The 18,719-nt window shown below is 42.1% G+C and carries 15 protein-coding genes; 4 read left to right on the top strand and 11 right to left on the bottom strand.

Annotation, left to right across the window (positions count from 1 at the left end; all coding sequences use genetic code 11):
• Positions 1-5: 5 nt before the first annotated feature.
• From aceE to lpdA, 3 genes are all read left to right on the top strand, one after another.
• Positions 6-2,672, top strand: coding sequence for a pyruvate dehydrogenase (acetyl-transferring), homodimeric type (gene aceE / locus PP2015_RS12525; RefSeq protein ID WP_058030665.1), 2,667 nt, complete (start codon positions 6-8; stop codon positions 2,670-2,672).
• 12 nt (positions 2,673-2,684) lie between these two features.
• Positions 2,685-4,583: a pyruvate dehydrogenase complex dihydrolipoyllysine-residue acetyltransferase gene (aceF, locus tag PP2015_RS12520; RefSeq protein ID WP_058030664.1), complete on the top strand. Its 1,899-nt coding sequence runs from the start codon at positions 2,685-2,687 to the stop codon at positions 4,581-4,583.
• A gap of 179 nt (positions 4,584-4,762) precedes the next feature.
• Positions 4,763-6,190, top strand: coding sequence for a dihydrolipoyl dehydrogenase (gene lpdA, locus PP2015_RS12515; RefSeq protein WP_058030663.1), 1,428 nt, complete (start codon positions 4,763-4,765; stop codon positions 6,188-6,190).
• A gap of 94 nt (positions 6,191-6,284) precedes the next feature.
• On the opposite strand, the gene PP2015_RS12510 is transcribed toward lpdA, so the two are convergent.
• The 4 genes from PP2015_RS12510 to PP2015_RS12495 all read right to left on the bottom strand — a co-directional run bounded on the left by PP2015_RS12510 (position 6,285) and on the right by PP2015_RS12495 (position 10,133).
• A complete protein-coding gene (locus PP2015_RS12510) occupies positions 6,285-6,947 on the bottom strand; it encodes an outer membrane beta-barrel protein (RefSeq protein ID WP_058030662.1) in 663 nt (220 codons plus the stop codon).
• A 155-nt stretch (positions 6,948-7,102) separates the two neighbouring features.
• Positions 7,103-8,869 (bottom strand): class I poly(R)-hydroxyalkanoic acid synthase, encoded by a 1,767-nt coding sequence (phaC, locus tag PP2015_RS12505; RefSeq protein ID WP_405127345.1) that lies wholly within the window; start codon positions 8,867-8,869, stop codon positions 7,103-7,105.
• 99 nt (positions 8,870-8,968) lie between these two features.
• Positions 8,969-9,313, bottom strand: coding sequence for a phasin family protein (locus PP2015_RS12500; RefSeq protein ID WP_058030660.1), 345 nt, complete (start codon positions 9,311-9,313; stop codon positions 8,969-8,971).
• 70 nt (positions 9,314-9,383) lie between these two features.
• Entirely contained in the window at positions 9,384-10,133 is a 750-nt protein-coding gene (locus PP2015_RS12495; RefSeq protein ID WP_206646042.1) for an SDR family oxidoreductase, read from the bottom strand.
• A gap of 337 nt (positions 10,134-10,470) precedes the next feature.
• Here PP2015_RS12495 and PP2015_RS12490 point away from each other — a divergent pair, with 337 nt between their 5' ends.
• Positions 10,471-12,297 carry a sensor histidine kinase gene (locus PP2015_RS12490; protein ID WP_058030659.1) on the top strand — a complete coding sequence of 609 codons (1,827 nt, stop codon included), beginning with the start codon at positions 10,471-10,473 and terminating at the stop codon, positions 12,295-12,297.
• A gap of 242 nt (positions 12,298-12,539) precedes the next feature.
• Here PP2015_RS12490 and PP2015_RS12485 read toward each other — a convergent pair whose 3' ends face one another.
• The 7 genes from PP2015_RS12485 to PP2015_RS12455 form a co-directional block, all read right to left on the bottom strand.
• Positions 12,540-14,366 (bottom strand): DUF885 domain-containing protein, encoded by a 1,827-nt coding sequence (locus PP2015_RS12485; protein WP_058030658.1) that lies wholly within the window; start codon positions 14,364-14,366, stop codon positions 12,540-12,542.
• A gap of 78 nt (positions 14,367-14,444) precedes the next feature.
• Positions 14,445-15,581 (bottom strand): radical SAM family heme chaperone HemW, encoded by a 1,137-nt coding sequence (gene hemW / locus PP2015_RS12480; protein WP_058030657.1) that lies wholly within the window; start codon positions 15,579-15,581, stop codon positions 14,445-14,447.
• Between the two features lie 2 nt (positions 15,582-15,583).
• Complete coding sequence (locus PP2015_RS12475) at positions 15,584-16,171, bottom strand: XTP/dITP diphosphatase (RefSeq protein ID WP_058030656.1); 588 nt, start codon at positions 16,169-16,171, stop codon at positions 15,584-15,586.
• A gap of 7 nt (positions 16,172-16,178) precedes the next feature.
• Positions 16,179-16,613 (bottom strand): DUF4426 domain-containing protein, encoded by a 435-nt coding sequence (locus PP2015_RS12470; RefSeq protein WP_058030655.1) that lies wholly within the window; start codon positions 16,611-16,613, stop codon positions 16,179-16,181.
• 12 nt (positions 16,614-16,625) lie between these two features.
• On the bottom strand, positions 16,626-17,162 hold the full coding sequence (locus PP2015_RS12465) for a YggT family protein (protein ID WP_058030654.1): 537 nt from the start codon (positions 17,160-17,162) through the stop codon (positions 16,626-16,628).
• Positions 17,163-17,171: 9 nt separating this feature from the next.
• A complete protein-coding gene (gene proC, locus PP2015_RS12460; protein ID WP_058030653.1) occupies positions 17,172-17,993 on the bottom strand; it encodes a pyrroline-5-carboxylate reductase in 822 nt (273 codons plus the stop codon).
• 14 nt (positions 17,994-18,007) lie between these two features.
• Positions 18,008-18,718: a YggS family pyridoxal phosphate-dependent enzyme gene (locus PP2015_RS12455; protein WP_058030652.1), complete on the bottom strand. Its 711-nt coding sequence runs from the start codon at positions 18,716-18,718 to the stop codon at positions 18,008-18,010.
• Between the last annotated feature and the right edge of the window lies 1 nt (position 18,719).

Genomic DNA, 18,719 nt, shown 5'->3' with positions numbered 1-18,719 from the left:
TCCATATGTCTGAAGTCAATAAAATTGACGTAGACGCGTTAGAAACCCAAGAGTGGTTACAAGCGCTTGAGTCTGTAGTAAAAGAAGAGGGCGTTGAACGCGCTCAGTTTCTATTAGAGCAAGTATTAGAACAAGCTCGTCTTGATGGCGTTGATATGCCAACAGGTATTACTACAAACTATGTAAATACTATTCCAGCAGATCAAGAACCTGCATACCCAGGTGACACAACAATTGAACGCCGTATTCGTTCAATCGTTCGTTGGAATGCGATCATGATCGTTTTACGTGCGTCTAAGAAAGACTTAGAGCTAGGCGGCCACATGGCGTCTTACCAGTCTTCGGCTGCATTCTATGAGATGTGTTTCAACCACTTCTTCCGTGCACCAAACGAAAAAGACGGTGGTGATTTAGTTTATTACCAAGGTCACATTTCACCTGGTATCTACGCACGTGCTTTCTTAGAAGGTCGTTTAACTGAAGAGCAACTTGATAACTTCCGTCAAGAAGTAGACGGTAAAGGTATCTCTTCATACCCACACCCTAAGTTGATGCCTGAATTCTGGCAGTTCCCAACTGTATCTATGGGTCTAGGTCCAATTGCATCAATCTACCAAGCACGTTTCCTTAAGTACTTAGAAGGTCGTGGTCTGAAAGAGACGAACGAACAACGCGTATATGCGTTCTTAGGTGACGGTGAAATGGATGAGCCAGAATCACGTGGTGCAATTTCTTTCGCTGCGCGTGAGAAGCTAGATAACCTTTGTTACCTAATCAACTGTAACCTTCAGCGTCTAGATGGCCCAGTAATGGGTAACGGTAAGATCATTCAAGAACTTGAAGGTCTATTCAAAGGTGCTGGCTGGAACGTAATTAAAGTTGTTTGGGGTGCAGGTTGGGATGCATTACTAGCGAAAGACACAACGGGTAAGCTATTACAGCTTATGAACGAGACAATCGACGGTGACTACCAAACATATAAAGCGAAAGATGGCGCATATGTTCGTGAGCACTTCTTCGGTCGTTACCCAGAAACAGCGGCACTTGTTGCAGATATGACTGATGACGAGATCTTCGCGCTTAAGCGTGGTGGTCACGATACATCTAAGCTTTACGCAGCTTACAAAGCAGCGCAAGAGACAAAAGGTCGTCCAACTGTAATCCTAGCTAAAACGGTTAAAGGTTACGGTATGGGTGAGGCAGCTGAAGGTAAAAACATTGCGCACCAAGTTAAGAAAATGGACATGACGCACGTTGAACATCTTCGTTCACGTCTTGGTCTTGAAGACTTGGTATCTGATGAGCAAATCAAAGATTTACCATACCTGAAGCTTGAAGAAGGTTCAGCTGAATATGAGTACCTTCACTCACGTCGTAAAGCGCTTCACGGTTATACACCGCAGCGTTTACCTAACTTCACGCAAGCACTTGAGCTACCAACTTTAGAGCAGTTCAAGCCACTACTTGAAGCACAAAAGCGTGATATCTCTACAACAATGGGTTACGTACGTGCGCTGAATATCTTACTAAAAGATAAAGGTGTAGGTAAAAACATCGTTCCTATTATTGCGGATGAAGCGCGTACTTTTGGTATGGAAGGTCTATTCCGTCAGATCGGTATTTATAACCCGCATGGCCAGAATTACACACCTCAAGACCGTGACATCGTTTCTTACTACAAAGAAGCAACATCAGGTCAGGTACTTCAAGAAGGTATCAATGAGCTAGGTGCAATGTCTTCATGGGTTGCTGCTGCAACGTCATACTCGACAAATGACCTGCCGATGATCCCATTCTACATCTACTACTCTATGTTCGGTTTCCAACGTGTTGGCGACATGGCGTGGATGGCGGGTGACCAACAAGCACGTGGTTTCTTACTGGGTGCAACCGCTGGTCGTACAACCCTTAACGGTGAAGGTCTACAGCACGAAGACGGTCACTCGCACATTCAAGCGGGTACTATTCCTAACTGTATTTCTTACGACCCAACATTCGTATTTGAAGTAGCGGTAATCCTACAAGACGGTATTCGTCGCATGTACGGTCCTGAGCAAGAAAACGTGTTCTATTACCTAACGCTAATGAACGAGAACTACGCACAACCTGCAATGCCAGAAGGTGCGGAAGAAGGTATTCGTAAGGGTATCTATAAGCTTGAAGACAACGCTGGTGACAAAGCACACGTTCAGCTAATGGGCTCAGGTACTATCTTAAATGAAGTGCGTAAAGCAGGTCAGATCCTAAGCGAAGAATATGGCATCGGTTCAGATGTATTCTCTGTAACGTCATTCAATGAGCTTGCACGTGACGGTCAAGATGTTGAGCGCTTCAACATGCTTAACCCAGCAGCAGATCAAAAAGTACCTTACATCACATCTGTATTAGGTGAGTCTCCAGCAATTGCTGCAACTGACTACATGAAGAACTATGCAGAGCAAGTACGTGCTTATATGCCAAGCGCTTCTTTCAAAGTACTTGGTACTGACGGTTACGGTCGTTCAGACAGCCGTGAAAACTTACGTCGTCACTTCGAAGTAAATGCAGGTTACGTAGTAGTCGCTGCACTTACAGAGCTTGTTAAGCAAGGTAAAGTTGACGCATCAGTTGTTGCTGACGCTATCAAGAAATTTGATATCGACACAACGAAAACTAACCCACTATACGCATAAGAGGCAGATATAATGGCAATCGAAATTCATGTTCCAGACATTGGTGCAGATGAGGTTGAAGTAACTGAGATCCTAGTTAACGTAGGTGACACAGTTGAAGTTGATCAATCTCTTATCACTGTTGAAGGTGATAAAGCTTCAATGGAAGTGCCAGCTGCGCAAGCGGGTACAGTGAAAGAAATTAAAGTAGCTGAAGGCGACACTGTTGCAACTGGCTCTTTAATTATGATTTTTGATGCTGCGGGTGATGCACCTGCAGCAGCCGAGCCTGAAGCACCAGCAGCCCCAGCGGCTGCACCAGCTCCAGCAGCGGCATCTGAATTAAAAGAAGTTCACGTACCAGACATCGGTGGTGACGAGGTTGAAGTAACTGAGATCATGGTTGCCGTAGGCGACGTGGTTGAAGCAGACCAATCAATCTTAAACGTAGAAGGTGACAAGGCTTCTATGGAAGTACCAGCACCATTTGGCGGTACAGTTAAAGAAATCAAAGTTGAAGTTGGCGGCAAAGTATCAACGGGCTCGTTAGTATTCGTATTTGAAACTGGTGCATCTGCGCCGGCAGCTGTTGAAGCGGCTCCTGCGGCAGCGCCTGCTCCAGCAGCGGCGGCAGAACTGATCGAGGTTCACGTACCAGACATCGGCGGTGACGAAGTTGAAGTAACTGAAGTTATGGTTGCGGTAGGCGATGCGGTTGAAGCTGACCAATCAATCTTAAACGTAGAAGGTGATAAGGCTTCTATGGAAGTACCAGCACCATTTGCAGGTACTGTTAAAGAAGTGAAGGTTGAGGTTGGCGGTAAAGTGTCGACTGGTTCATTGGTATTTGTATTTGAAACGCAAGGTTCTGCACCAGCTCCTGTAGCGGCGCCAGCAGCTGCACCAGCTCAAGCGGCTCCGGCAGCACCTGCGGCAAAACCAGCGCCAGCATCGGCACCTGCAGCTTCAGCACAAAAAGATGAATTTGTAGCGAACGACCAATACGCACATGCATCACCTGTAGTTCGTCGTCTAGCGCGTGAGTTTGGTGTAAACCTAGCACGTGTTAAGGGCACGGGTCGCAAGAACCGTGTACTTAAAGAAGACGTACAAAACTACGTGAAAGAGTTAGTGAAGCAAGTTGAATCAGGTCAGCTATCTAAAGGTGGCAACACTGGTGGTGGCGAGCTAAACTTAATTCCTTGGCCAAAAGTAGACTTCAGCAAGTTTGGTGAAGTTGAAGAGAAGAAACTTTCTCGTATTCAAAAGCTTTCTGGTGCAAACCTTCATCGTAACTGGGTACAGATCCCACACGTTACGCAATTTGACGAAGCGGACATCACCACGCTAGAAGCATTCCGTAAAGAGCAGAATGTACTGGCTGAGAAGAAGAAAATGGGCGTGAAGATCACACCACTAGTATTCGTAATGAAAGCAGCGGCTAAAGCACTAGAAGAGTTCCCAACGTTTAACTCATCACTGTCTGAAGATGGCGAAAGCTTAATTCTTAAGAAGTACGTAAACATTGGTATCGCAGTAGATACGCCAAATGGTCTAGTTGTTCCTGTTGTTCGTGATGTGAACAAAAAAGGCATCATTGAGTTATCTCGCGAGTTGATGGAAATTTCTAAGAAAGCACGTGAAGGTAAACTAACTGCATCTGATATGCAGGGCGGTTGTTTCACTATTTCTAGCCTAGGTGGCATCGGTGGTACTGCGTTTACACCAATCGTAAATGCACCAGAAGTTGCTATCTTAGGTGTGTCAAAGTCAGACATGAAGCCGAAGTGGAATGGTAAAGAATTTGAGCCGCGCCTAATGGTGCCGCTAAGCTGTTCATACGACCACCGTGTAATTGACGGTGCGTTAGCAGCACGCTTTACTGCAACACTGGCAGCTTACCTAAGCGACATTCGTCAGCTGGTAATGTAAAACTCAAAAATCCCACTGATTTTCAGTGGGATTTTGTTTGTATCCTCTGATACAATCGACGCACACTTTTTTAGTCTGCCCCTTGTTCCTCCTGACAAATGGATGACATGGCAGTGAGTATAACGAGTAGGGCAACGCCAATTTGGCATAACCCGTTCGCAAAATATTAAGGTTAAAACATGAGCAACGAGATCAAAACTCAAGTTGTTGTACTAGGCGGTGGTCCTGGTGGTTACTCTGCAGCTTTCCGTGCTGCTGATTTAGGTTTAGACGTTACACTTATCGAATCACGTAACACTCTAGGTGGTGTTTGCTTGAACGTAGGTTGTATCCCTTCAAAAGCATTACTTCACGTTGCTAAAGTAATCGACGACGCGAGCGAAATGGCATCTCACGGTGTTACTTTCGGTGCTCCACAAATTGACCTAGACAAAATCCGCTCTTGGAAAGAGTCTGTAATCGGTCAATTAACTGGTGGCTTAGACGGCATGGCGAAGATGCGTAAAGTTAACGTTGTAAACGGTTACGGCAAATTCACAGGTGCTAACACTATCGCTGTTGAAGGCGAAAGCGGTACTACAACTGTTACTTTCGACAATGCAATCATTGCAGCGGGTTCTCAGCCTGTAAACCTACCTTTCATCCCAGAAGATGAGCGTGTAATTGATTCAACTGGTGCACTTGAACTTAAAGACGTACCTGAGAAGCTACTTGTATTAGGTGGTGGTATCATCGGTCTTGAGATGGGTACTGTTTACCGTGCGCTAGGTTCACAAATCGACGTTGTTGAATTTGCTGATCAACTAGTACCAGCAGCTGATAAAGACATCATCAAGATTTACCAGAAATACGTTAAGAACAAGTTCAATGTAATGCTTTCTACGAAAGTAGTGGCTGTTGAAGCGAAAGAAGACGGTCTGTACGTATCATTCGAAGGCAAGAACGCTCCGGCTGAGCCAGTACGCTACGACAAAGTATTAGTTGCTGTAGGTCGTACGCCTAACGGTAAACTACTTGACGCTGAAAAAGCGGGCGTAGCTGTTGACGAGCGTGGCTTCATCAACACTGATAAGCAAATGAAGACAAACGTAAACCATATCTTCGCGATTGGTGATATCGTTGGTCAGCCAATGCTTGCGCACAAAGCGGTTCACGAAGCACACGTTGCTGCAGAAGTTATCTCTGGTCAGAAGCATTACTTCGATCCTAAGTGTATTCCTTCAATCGCATACACAGATCCAGAAATCGCTTGGGTTGGTGTAACTGAGAAAGAAGCAAAAGAGCAAGGCCTTAATATTGAAACTGCGGTATTCCCGTGGGCAGCATCTGGCCGTGCAATCGCTTCAGCTCGAACTGAAGGTTCAACTAAGCTTATCTTCGATAAAGACTCAGGTCGTGTTATCGGTGGTGCTATGGTTGGTATCAACGCAGGTGAAATGCTTGGTGAGATCGGCCTAGCGGTAGAAATGGGTGCAGACGGTGAAGACCTAGCGCTTACTATCCATGCTCACCCAACTCTGAACGAGTCAATTGGTCTAGCTGCTGAAATTTTTGAAGGTTCAATCACTGACCTACCAAACAAAAAAGCAGTTAAAAAGAAGAAGTAATTCTCTGATTTAAAGCTTTAAAAAAACCCGCTTCGGCGGGTTTTTTGTTTTTTAAATCCTCAAAATGATTATTGAGAATTGGCATTAATGACGATTAGAATTGGTAGTGCCAAGAGATGCCAATATGAGAAGCATCAACATCTTTATCAGGGTTTTCTACAGGCAGGTTTACGCGTTGACCAAATACTTGAGTCACTTTTTGAGACTTAATTGAGTAGTCCATTGGTACATAACGCAGCTCAAACCAGCTATTCATGTGTTCAATTTTGTAACCAAGAGAGAAAACTGCAGCAGTTGCATTATCATACTCAGTTTTACTCGCAATAATATTTGTGTAGTCATTTTCAAATTCAGGGTTTAGGTGTAATGTCAGACCGATACCGAATTTGAATTTTTCATTGATGTGATAATAAGGCACCGCTTCAACCACAAAGCGAGTGATTTCAATATCTGCATTATCAGCTGAGTCTGAATCAAAGAAATAGCCAATATTTGACTGCACAGACCATGCCTTATTAAAGCTATACTCGACTCCAGCACCAATATTTAAAAAGTCGCCCGCTTTAATATTTTCGCTACCAGCACCTTTGCCTTTTTCATCTTCGTAACTGATTGATGCAAGTTTGTCACCACCATCAGTGATACCTGCGAATAGTGAGAATTTAAAAGGAGATTCAGTTACTTGCTCTGATTGGTTCGCTGCAGCGTTGAAGCTAAAAAGAGCAGCTAAGCTTAATGCGCTTAAAGAAAGTTTCATCTTGATTAATTCCATTTCGATTTTCGAGCGCTGGATTATAGAGATTTGTTGTTAAAAGTGAAACGATTTTATGAAAGAGAAAGTAAAATTTTTAAATAATAAAGTGTTGTAGGCTTTGGCCCTCCAAGGTTGATAAAGCTTGAAGAGCCAAATCGTTATAGAGTCACTTTTACATATTCACCCGGCGCATTATAAATGCCTGGTTTTTCGTCAGTATGCGTTACTCTTGCTTCTACTTTTGTATCATTGAGATTATTTAGCCATTGGTGCCAATGAGGCCACCAAGAGCCAGTTTGATGCTGCGCTTTATCAAACCAATCTTGCGCTTCACCTTTGACATCAGGGCCAAAGAAATAACCATATTTATTTGCTTCAGGCGCATTAATTACACCGGCAATATGGCCACTCTCACCAAGTACAAAAGTGACTGGGCTTGCAGTATTTTGCACACCTTTAAATGTGGCTTGCCAAAGCGCAATGTGGTCATCTCGAGTTGAAAGCATGTATATGGGGGTTTTCACCTTACTCAGATCAATTTTAGCACCACGAATACTGATTGCTTTTGGCTCTACCAGCTTGTTTTCCAGATAAAGGTTACGCAGCATAAAGTTATGGCATACAGCAGGTAGGTTGGTACTGTCACCATTCCAGTAAAGCAGGTCCATATTCATGGGGGCTTTGCCTTTGAGGTAATTATTCACATAATAATTCCAGTACAGGCTGTTTTCTCTGAGCATACTGAATGCGGTGCCTAGCGAGTGACCATGCATGACACCATTTTGTGTATTGTAAGCTTCAAGGGCTGCAATAGTGGGTTCATTGATGAATACCCCAATTTCACCGGGCTGAGCAAAATCGAGTAATGTGGTTAATAAGGTCGCACTTTTAATCCGTTGCTTCATACGCTTAGCAGTGAAGTAAGCCAATGTTGTGGTGAGCAATGTACCGCCAATACAATACCCCATTGCATTGACATAGGTTACGCCAATATGTTTTTCGATGGCATCAAGTGCAGCAACCACACCGTCAACCACATAATCCTCAAAGCTGATGTGTGCCATACTTGAGTCTGGATTTTTCCACGACATCATGAATACGGTATGGCCTTGATCGACAGCCCATTTCACCATCGAGTTTTGTTGTTGCAAATCTAAGATATAGTACTTGTTCACATAAGGTGGAATGATTAATAGCGGTGTCTCGAGTACTTGCTCGGTGGTTGCACTGTATTGAATTAATTCGAATAAATGGTTTTGATACACCACACGCCCCGGTGTTGTGGCTAAATCTTCACCAAGTTTATAAGCTTGCTCTTCAGTCATACTAATACGGAGCATATCTTGGCTTTTAGCTAAGTCTTTTTTTAGCAGTTCAAAGCCTTTCACCAGGTTTTCACCTTTTGACTCTAGGGTGAGTTTCAGTAGCTCAGGATTGGTGCTAATAAAGTTACTGGGCGCAAGCGAGTTAATGGTCTGTCTGGCAAAAAACTCTAGGCGTTCTTTTTGTTTTTCGTCTAACCCTTGAGTATCACGAATATTTTGCAGCAGTGACTCACCAAACAGCAAATAACTTTGTTTGATGTAGTTAAACCAAGGATTTTGCTGCCATTGTTCATCTTTAAAACGACGGTCGCCGCGTTCTTCACTAATGACGGGTGCAATATTTTCGTCACCGGCTTGCATCGCATTTTGCATTATCTGTAATTGCTGTTGCCACCAGTTAGTTTGATTCTTTATTAATGTCTCAGGTTGCTGGCTTAGTGCTTGCAGCCAAGTGGTAAAATCTTTGCTGTTTTGCTCATTTAAAGCTTGTTGGACTGGGCTTTGTTGGCTCAGGCTTTGGGTAAAGGAGTTAAAAATTTCTTGGTTTTGTTGCCACCAAGATTGCATCGTAGCATTTAAGGCGTCGTTATCCATCTTCATCATGATTGTCCTAATGACACAACTAGACGCTGCTTGGGAGTAGCAGCATAAAGGCAAGAAGAGCAGGCAGCGGCAGAAATACCGCTGCCTAAATAAATTTTAAGCTTGAGCAGTTTGCATTTGCTCTTTAGTTAGAGTTTCAAGGTTATCTTTAAACTCTTGACCTAGTTTAGTTAGCTTTTGACCATCTTCGATCATTTGCTGGCTTAGTTGCGTCATAGCTGATACTTGGCTTAAGTTAAAATCGATTGCAGATTTCACATCTTGTACTTCAGTCGCAGCTTTTAATTGCGATACAGAGGCATTTGAGATGTTTTGTACAGCATCAATTTGAATGCTCGCTAGCTGCTCAATATTCTTTGCAACAAGTTGGTTGAATTTAATAGCTGGGCCGAAAAACTTTTGGTTTTGTTCAGTTAGCGTGTTTAGTAAATCAGTGTACATAACGTTTTCCTTTTGAGTCGTTGAGATTTTTCAAAAATTGGGTTGAGCGTTAACTGCTTACTCAACTAACTTAATTCATGTATAAACCGCCGTTTAAGGCGAGTGTTTCACCTGTGATATAAGCCGCATCGTCAGATGCTAAAAAGCGAACTGCTTTGGCGACTTCTTCTGGGGTTGCTAAACGTTGCATAGGTACTTGTCCGCGAATGTTATCTAGTACCTCAGGTTTCATTGCTGCAACCATTGGGGTTTCTGTATAACCGGGAGCAACCACATTCACTGTGACTCCCGCGCGCGCACCTTCATAAGCAAGAGATTTAGAGAATCCGATCATGCCTGCTTTTGCCGCGGCATAGTTTGCTTGACCAAACTGGCCTTTTTGGCCGTTTACACTTGAGATATTGATAATACGACCTTGCTTTTGAACGCACATATGTGCAAACAAAGGTTGGGTCATATTGAAAAGTGAATTTAAGTTGGTATCGATCACTTCACGCCATTGTTCAAACGACATTTTCTTGAATGTGCTATCACGAGTGATACCCGCGTTGTTTACCAATACATCAATGTGTTGATGCTCTTCGATGAGTAAGTCCAAGGCTTGTTTACAAGCTTGGGTATCAGTAACATCTAAAAATACCGCTTGGACTTGTTTTGGGTTGATGTTTGCTTCATTCAACCATTGGTCAAAGTCAGCTTGAGTGCGACGTTGACTCGCAACAGCGATAACAAAGAAATGGTTTTCAACTAAAGATTGAACGATGGCAGTACCAATACCACCAAAGGCGCCAGTTACAATGGCAGTTTTTTGTATATCCATGATGATTTCCCTACATCTTTTATGACAATTTAACTGCATTTGTCATGTTTGCTTTTGGCAACAAACACTTAGTGAATATCACTTAGTTAGCTCACACTAGTGAGTTTCACAATAGTGGTCGTTAAGTGACTTCATTATTGGTTAAAAAAATGACAGTTTTTTAACCAAACCATGACCTTTTCAAGAACTCGCTATTGCGATCTATTTAAAGCGTAAACCTCTCTGAGCGGTTTATCATATAGTCTATCGTTATGCTCGAAATTTGCACAATTTATAACTTGATCTAAATCTAGTTTTCTTTACTAAACTTAAGGTAAGAAAAATTAAAGGCCAGGTTATGCGCGTTAAGTCTTCATTACTCATTTTTAAATTGGCATCGAGTACGTGTGTATTGTTAATCATGCTTGCAAGCTGGTTTATGTATTCACATATTGACCATACTCAGAACGTTGAATTGCAGTTGAATCGCCTTAAACTAGCAGCAGCAAGATTAGTCGGGGTAAAAAATGATTATATTCAAGAAAGGCAACCTGATTTTATTCGTGCTTTTGAGATGCACTACTTTCAATTTGAAAAAGAATACAGTGAACTTGCTCAATTACTTATCAATGAACCAAAAGTAATGCAGCAGCTTTCTACAATTGAGAGTTACACTGCACAGTTAAGGCAAACTTTAAAGCGCTTTGAACAATATCAAATTAAGTTAGGGCATGAAGCTGACCAAGGAGTATACGGCTTATTTAGGCGTAATGCGCATCAGTTACAGGGGTATGTGCAAACGGTTGATGAACCAATGCTAGAGTTGAAAGTGCTGGAACTGAGACGTGCTGAAAAAGATTTTCTATTACGACATGACCATGCGTATATTGAGCGTCATACTGCTATTTATGACAAGCTTTATGCAAGGCTACAATTAGACAACCCTCAAGCTGCTCTATTATTAAAAGCATATCGGCAAGGCTTTTTATCATATAGTGCTGTACTTACTGAAATTGGCTTAAATTCGAAGCAGGGCTTAAGAAAGCAGCTCGATGAGCAAAAGAACAACCTTACTAGTAAAATTTTAGGTTTAAGTAATACCATTATTTTGCAGGATCATGATACTAAGCAAGCTTGGGTTTTATCCTTGTTAGGCATGATTATTATAATCTGTTCAACGTGCTTCGTATTGTTGGTGGTATTGCATGTAAAAGTATCTAATAAAATAAATGTGATTAATGAAGTATTAGATAAAGTTGTTGAACATGAAAATTTTAAGCTTAGAACGAACTTAAGCGATACCGATGAATTAGGTCAAATAGGCACACATGTTGATAAACTACTAGAGTACCTAGATGGCTTATTAGCGCGTTTATCCTCAGCGCAAAAGCGATTGCTAGAAGATGCTGAAGTGGCGAGTTTCAGTAATGTGATACATCGCTTTACTCAGGAGCTAAATACACCACTTGGGGAGGTTAAAAGTGGTAAAGGCGATATGGCGGAGCTGATTGCCATCATGAAAAGTAACCTAAGTGATGGGTTAGATGAAAACGCTTCAATTACTGAGATGATAAGCCACCTTGAAAGCACCTTAGATATTATTGAAAGCAATTTAACTGTCAGTGAGCAGCTGATAGAAGAGTTTAATCTGATCTCTTCTAATCAACACTTAGACGTGCTGACTTATTTTAATTTACTTGAACAAATAGAATATGTGTTTCGTGGTAAAGACAGTTTATTACCTGCAGACGAGTATGATATCACTTTTGATATCTCTGATAAGTTATCCATTAATAGTTATCCCTCAGCAATAAACCAGATTATTAGTCTGTGTATTCACAATAGTATCAAGCATGGCAAGATAGCTAATCAGAAATTGCATATTATTGTTTCAGCAATGGTTGTGAACGATTTCGTACATATCTATTTTAAAGATGACGGTGTGGGTATCGACAAAGAAATCTTGCCAGTTATCTTCGAACCTTTTATTACTTCGAAACGTCATAGTGGTGGCACGGGTCTTGGTATGAGCATCATACATAACTTAGTGACGAAAAAGCTTAAAGGGGAGGTTAAAATGCAAAGCCCAGCGCATGGTGGGGCTTGCCTTCATATTATTTTGTCAGAAACGGAGTTTTCATTAAATCAAACCAGTGACTTTAATTCCGAACAGATCGATTCGTAATCTGGCTTTAATACCAATCCTCAGTAATGCTCAATCATTTTGAGGGACTAAAACCTGACGCTAACTTCGTTGAAAACGTCTTATTTAGAATAACTAAATAGCAAAATTTCCGCCTCGTTATCGACTAATTTTTCTTGCCTCAAAATAGACCGCTTAATTAAGAGGGTTGGTATAAGAGATATTTCTTACTAAAACAAAAAAGCCATGGCTTTTATCCATGGCTTTTTATGTCACTTTAGCGGTTAAGCTTTTTTGCTTGCTACCCACTCGTCAACGAACTTTTCAAGTACGTTAAGTGGCACAGGGCCATTTTTCAGAACCACATCGTGGAACTGACGAATATCAAACTTGTCACCAAGTTCTTTCTTCGCACCTTCACGTAGTTCTAAGATCTTAAGCATACCCACCTTATAAGCGGTTGCTTGTGAAGGCATTACGATGTGACGCTCAACCATTTTAACACCATCAGACTTTGCGTTAGGTGTGTTATTTACGTAGTAATCGATACCTTCTTGACGTGTCCACTTCATAGCGTGGATACCAGTATCTACCACAAGACGACATGCTCGCCATAATTCCATCGCCAGACGACCAAAATCTGAATACGGGTCTTCATAAAGGCCCATTTCTTTTGGCACTAGTTCAGAGTATAAACCCCAACCTTCGATATAAGCCGTATAACCACCGAATTTACGGAACTTTGGCACACCTTCAAGCTCTTGCGCAATAGCAATTTGCATGTGGTGACCCGGAATACCTTCGTGGTAAGCAAGTGCTTCCATTTGGTAAGTAGGCATGGCTTCCATATCATAAAGGTTGGCGTAGTAAATACCTGGGCGAGAACCATCTGGCGCCGGCTGCTGGTAGAATGCTTTACCCGCTGCTTTTTCACGGAACGCTTCAACACGCTTAACGATCATGTCTGCTTTTGGTTTAACAATGAAAAGCTCATCAAGGCGAGATTTCATGTTGTCGATCATCGCAGTTGCATCTTTAAGATACTTTTCTTTACCTTCATCAGTATTAGGTAGGTAGAACTGCTTATCAGTTTTCATGAACTCCATGAATGCTTTTAAGTCGCCTTTAAAGCCAACTTTGTCTTTGATTTCACGCATTTCGTCATGAATACGTGCTACTTCAGCAAGACCAATTTCGTGGATTTCTTTCGCTGTTAAATCAGTCGTTGTTGTGCGAGCTAGGGCATTGTTAAAGAATGCTTCACCTTCAGGGAACTTCCAAGCGCCATCGCGGGTATCTGCTTTTTTCTCAAGCTTACCTAGGTAGTTAATTAGCTTGTTATAAGAGGGTTTGATAGCGGTTTTAAGCGCTTCTGTCGCTTCATTGATAAGTGCCACTTTTTCTGAATCAGCGATCTCTAGCTTATTCACTTTGCGTTTGAAGTCAGCAAGTAAGGTAGAGTCGTCACCTTTTTCAAAAGGCGCGCCTTTAATTATATTTTTGCTTGACTCAATAACGTGAGGGAATACAAACTTAGGTGCAATAATGCCTTTTTGCGCACGGATCTCTAAAGAGTCGATCAGTTGGTCGAATACTTTAGTGACGCCATTTAAACGTGAGATATACGCTTTCGCATCTTCTACGCTAGTAACTTGGTGTTGGTTAATTAAAAATGCAGGCACCATTGAATGTGTACCGAACATTTGGTTAACCGGGTAGTTATGGTAGCGCCATTTGAAATCAGCAATCCCATCTTCTAAACGTTGCTTCATCAAATCGTAACTAACCTGCGTGTTTGCATCTAGTTTACTGCGGTCGATTGCAGTTAAACGAACTAGATCTTTTTTAGCAATTGCTAAGTCTTCTAGTGCACGCTCTTCACTGTCGTCATCCCACTTGTCGTAATCTTTTTTGATGCCCATGTAAGTCTGGTATACAGGGCTTCGCATGACGCCATTCATGAAGACTTCTTCGAATAGCGCATTGGCTTTTTCTACTTCGCTTTGAACAACTTGGACTTGCGGTGCAGGAGCAGGTTTTTCAGCAGTTTGCTGACAACCAGCCAAAAATGCTGCGCTGATTGCAGCAGCAATAATGGTGAGTTTACGCATTGTTATCTACCTTTGAGTTTTTTGTACGCTATGGATTATCCGAGCGGGTTTTTATTTTTATAAAAACAGCGATGCTGCTTAAACAAATAATTCTAGCAGGTCATTTAAAAAACGGTGGCCTTTATTTGTAACCAACCATGAATGGCCTAAATCTTCTATTAATCCTTTATCAAGTGCAGTGTTAATTGCAGTTTCAATTTTGCTTATCGGTAAGCCAGAATAATCGATGAACTGATGTTTATTGCATGGCTCTCGCAGCCTAAATTGGTTCATAAAGAACTCAAATGGGCGGTCATCTTGTTCCACTTGCCAGCTTTCGTATAAATATGGCTTGCTAAGATCCATATAACCACGAGGGTGCTTCACTTTTACGGTGCGTAAAATACCACCTTGTTCAGGTTGAGTTACTTTACCATGTGCACCACAGCCAATGCCTAGGTAATCACCGAAGCGCCAATAATTTAAGTTGTGTTTACATTGGTAACCAGGTTTTGCGTAGCCTGAAATTTCATAATGATCGTAGCCTGCTTCAGCCAGCAATTTTTGCCCTTGTTCTTGAATATCCCACAATGTTTCATCTTCAGGGAGAACAGGTGGTTTTGAGGCAAACTGAGTATTAGGTTCGATGGTCAGTTGATACCAGGATAAGTGAGGCGGGTTGAGTGCTATGACTTTTTGTAAATCGCTCAACGCATCTTCAACACTTTGACCTGGAAGCCCATGCATTAAATCCATATTAAAAGAATTTAAACCTGCAGCTTGTGCTTCTTTTGCTGCGTTTATGGCTTCATTTTCACCGTGAATACGACCTAGCGATTTTAATTTGTCGGCTTGTAAGCTTTGTACACCAATTGAGATACGGTTAATACCCGCTTCAACGTAATGCTTAAACTTGTCTTTTTCTACCGTACCAGGGTTCGCTTCTAAGGTAATTTCAATATTATCTTCAAAGGGAATAAGCTTTTCTATTTCGTCTAATAGCCATTGATAGGCTTTACCCGATAATAAACTTGGTGTGCCACCGCCGACAAAAATACTGTGTAATTTGCGACCTTGAACTAAATGCAAATCAGCCTGCAAGTCGTGAAGTAAGTGTTGAATATATTCTTGTTCAGGAATTTCACCCTTTTGACCGTGGCTGTTAAAGTCACAGTAAGGACATTTTTGCACGCACCAAGGCACGTGCACATATAAGCTTAGAGGAGGAAGCTGCACAATTAGCCTTTTAATTTAGCAACAAGTTGCTGAAGTGCCTGACCGCGATGGCTCAGGGCATTTTTTTGCTCCTTCGTTAATTGTGCAGACGTGCATCCTTCGCTTGCTACATAAAACACCGGATCATAACCAAAGCCTTCACGGCCTTGTTGATCTTCTGTGATACTCCCTTCCCAGCTTGCTTGGCAAACGAGTGGCGTAGGGTCATCAGCATGACGCATATAAACTAGCACACACCAGAAGCGTGCTGAACGTACTACTTTATCTTGCATCTCAACCAGTAACTTATCAATGTTATCTTGGTCGTTTGCGTTTTCACCGGCAAAGCGTGCTGAGTACACGCCCGGTGCGCCGTTTAAAGCATCGACTTCTAAACCTGAGTCATCAGCGATGGCAGGCAGGCCGGTAATTTTAGCAGCGTGACGCGCTTTAATAATGGCATTTTCGATGAAGGTAGTGCCCGTTTCTGGCACGTCAGGCACGTCAAACTGGCTTTGTGGCAATACTTCAATGTTTAACTCATTAAGCATTGCGCCCAGCTCTTTCACTTTACCTTGGTTGCCTGTGGCAAGAACGATTTGTTGACTCATCAGTTAATTAGTCCACGTAGAATTTCTGTTGAAAGTTTAAAACTTGGAAGTTGTTGCCTTGATTAATGTTGATCTTAAAGCGGTAAATCTCTTCATTACGAAAATCAACTTGGGCAAGATAGTAAATGGCATCACCATCAACTACTTCTTTAAATTCCAGCACTTGTTTAGTGCCAAGAAGGTTCTTTGCTTCACCTGTGAGTTTGGCTTTTTGAGCAGGCGTGCCTTTCTTATTAGCAAGCACTGAGATATTAATCACGCCTTTATAATTACTACGCTCAAGCCCATAGGCTTTGGCAATACCAGGTTGAATAAACGTTGAAGGGAAAGCTATGTAGTGCACTTGCCATGGGCCAAGCTCTTTATATTGCCCACCTTGCACTGAATTAGCAGAGGCAATAAAGCTACTTAAAGTTAGGATGAAAGCAATCAAAATTCGCATAAATACTCCTAATTACCCGAGGATATCAACAAGCAGTAAACGCTTTAAAAACTGTAAAGCAATAATCGCAACCAGAATTGATAGGTCAAAACCGCCAATAGGAGGTATTACTTTACGCAGTGGTCTGAGCATAGGCTCACTTAGTTGCTCAAATACTGCAGCAATTGGATTATAACCTTGTGCTACCCAGCTTAATAAAGCCCTAACAATTAAGATAAATAGTATTAGATTGAAAGACTCTGTGATAACCGTTACTAGACTACCTAGTGCGGCACCAACTGGCTCCCAGCCACCATAAAACATCACCATGAGTATAGACACTTTGGCGAAGCCAACTAAAAAGGCAAGTATTAAAGATGCGAGGTCTAAGCCTCCTACACCTGGAATGATTTTGCGTAGAGGGTTAACCGCAAAAGAGGTGGCTTTAACGACGGTTTGACTTAATGGATTGTAAAAGTCAGCCCGAACTAACTGTAGCCAAAAACGCAGTAACACGACCATTAAAAAAAGGTCGAATACAATACCAATTAAAAATTGCATAGCAGTCATGGCTGTCTCCTAAATCTGTTGTTCCATTTCTTCAGCGCGAGCGATACAGGCGTCCATAGCGTCGGCAACGGTAGTTTGTAAGTTTTGTGATTTTAAGTATTCAACAGCCGCGTGTGTTGTACCACCTTTTGATGTGACATTGGCGCGCAGTTGTTCGAGAGAAATATCATCATTGGCAAATGCCATTTCAGCCGCACCTAACGCAGTTTGCTGTACCAGTAATCGAGCTTGTTCATGGCTAAAGCCAAGATTTACGGCTTTTTCAGCAATAGATTGCATAAATAGGAAGAAATACGCAGGCGATGAGCCGGTTACGGCAATGATGTCGTTAATTTGCGACTCTTGTTCTAGCCACAGAGCAATACCTGTCGCGCTGAACATGTCAGTGACAATGGATTTTTCTTCATCGCTAATTGCATCGCTGAATAAGCCACTGACGCCTTTGCCCAATAAGCTAGGTGTATTTGGCATACAGCGTACCAGTTTTGCATCAAAACCCAGCATTTCGCGCAAGCGTTTAACCGTAATGCCCGCTGCAACTGAGATGAATAGTTTGCTACTCATCTCTATACCAGCGTCTTGGAATGTTTGGCAAAGTTCCGCCATCATCTGTGGTTTAACAGAAAGTACGATAATATCGGCTTGCTTAACTGCAGCAAGGTTATCTGATGTGGCATTCACACCTAAGTCAGCTTCAACTTTTGCTAGTTTTTCTGGATTACGGTTGGTGGCAATAATGCTGTTCGCATCGAAGCCATTTTTTACCATACCACCAATGATGGCATAGCTCATGTTACCTGTTCCGATAAACGCGATGGTTTTATTTGACATAGTTTGTGCTTACCTTATTGTCTTTTTCCAAAAATGTCGGTGCCAATACGCACCATGTTCGCCCCTGCAGTGATGGCCGGCTCTAAGTCCTGACTCATGCCCATAGAAAGGGTATCTACTTGAGGATATTGGTGCTTTAGTTTATCAAAGCAAGCTCGCATTTGCTGGAAATATTGTAACTGTTTCTGTTCATCATCAGTTTTTTCAGTGATGGTCATTAAACCACGCAGGTTTAATTGTCGTGCATCTGCAATAAACGAAGCCAATTCATCAAGCTCTGATAGCTGACAACCCGACTTATTTTCGTCTTCACTGATATTTACTTGGATCAGGATGTTCAATGGCATGAGGTTATTCGGTCGTTGTTCGTTTAGGCGTTTTGCAATTTTTAAACGGTCTACACTTTGCACCCAGCTAAAGTGCTCAGCTATATGGCGAGATTTATTTGATTGAATAGGGCCAATAAAATGCCACTCAATGTCTTTTTTATCTTTTAATTGCTGAATTTTATCAACGGCTTCTTGTACGTAAGATTCACCAAACTGACGTTGTCCTGCGTCATAAGCATCTTCAATAAGCTCGATAGGTTTGGTTTTTGACACGGCTAGTAATTGCACTGTATCGGAAAATGGACTGTTTTGTTCTGCTTTTATCACGCGATCGTAGGCGCAGCTCAGACGTTCTGCTATTGTAACCATATTATATTTCAGCTCGTTTGGAGTCATA

Source organism: Pseudoalteromonas phenolica (assembly GCF_001444405.1).
Classification (GTDB): Bacteria; Pseudomonadota; Gammaproteobacteria; order Enterobacterales; family Alteromonadaceae; genus Pseudoalteromonas; species Pseudoalteromonas phenolica.
Note: the sequence above shows the minus strand (reverse complement) of the source record. Positions and strands in the feature narration are given on the sequence as shown.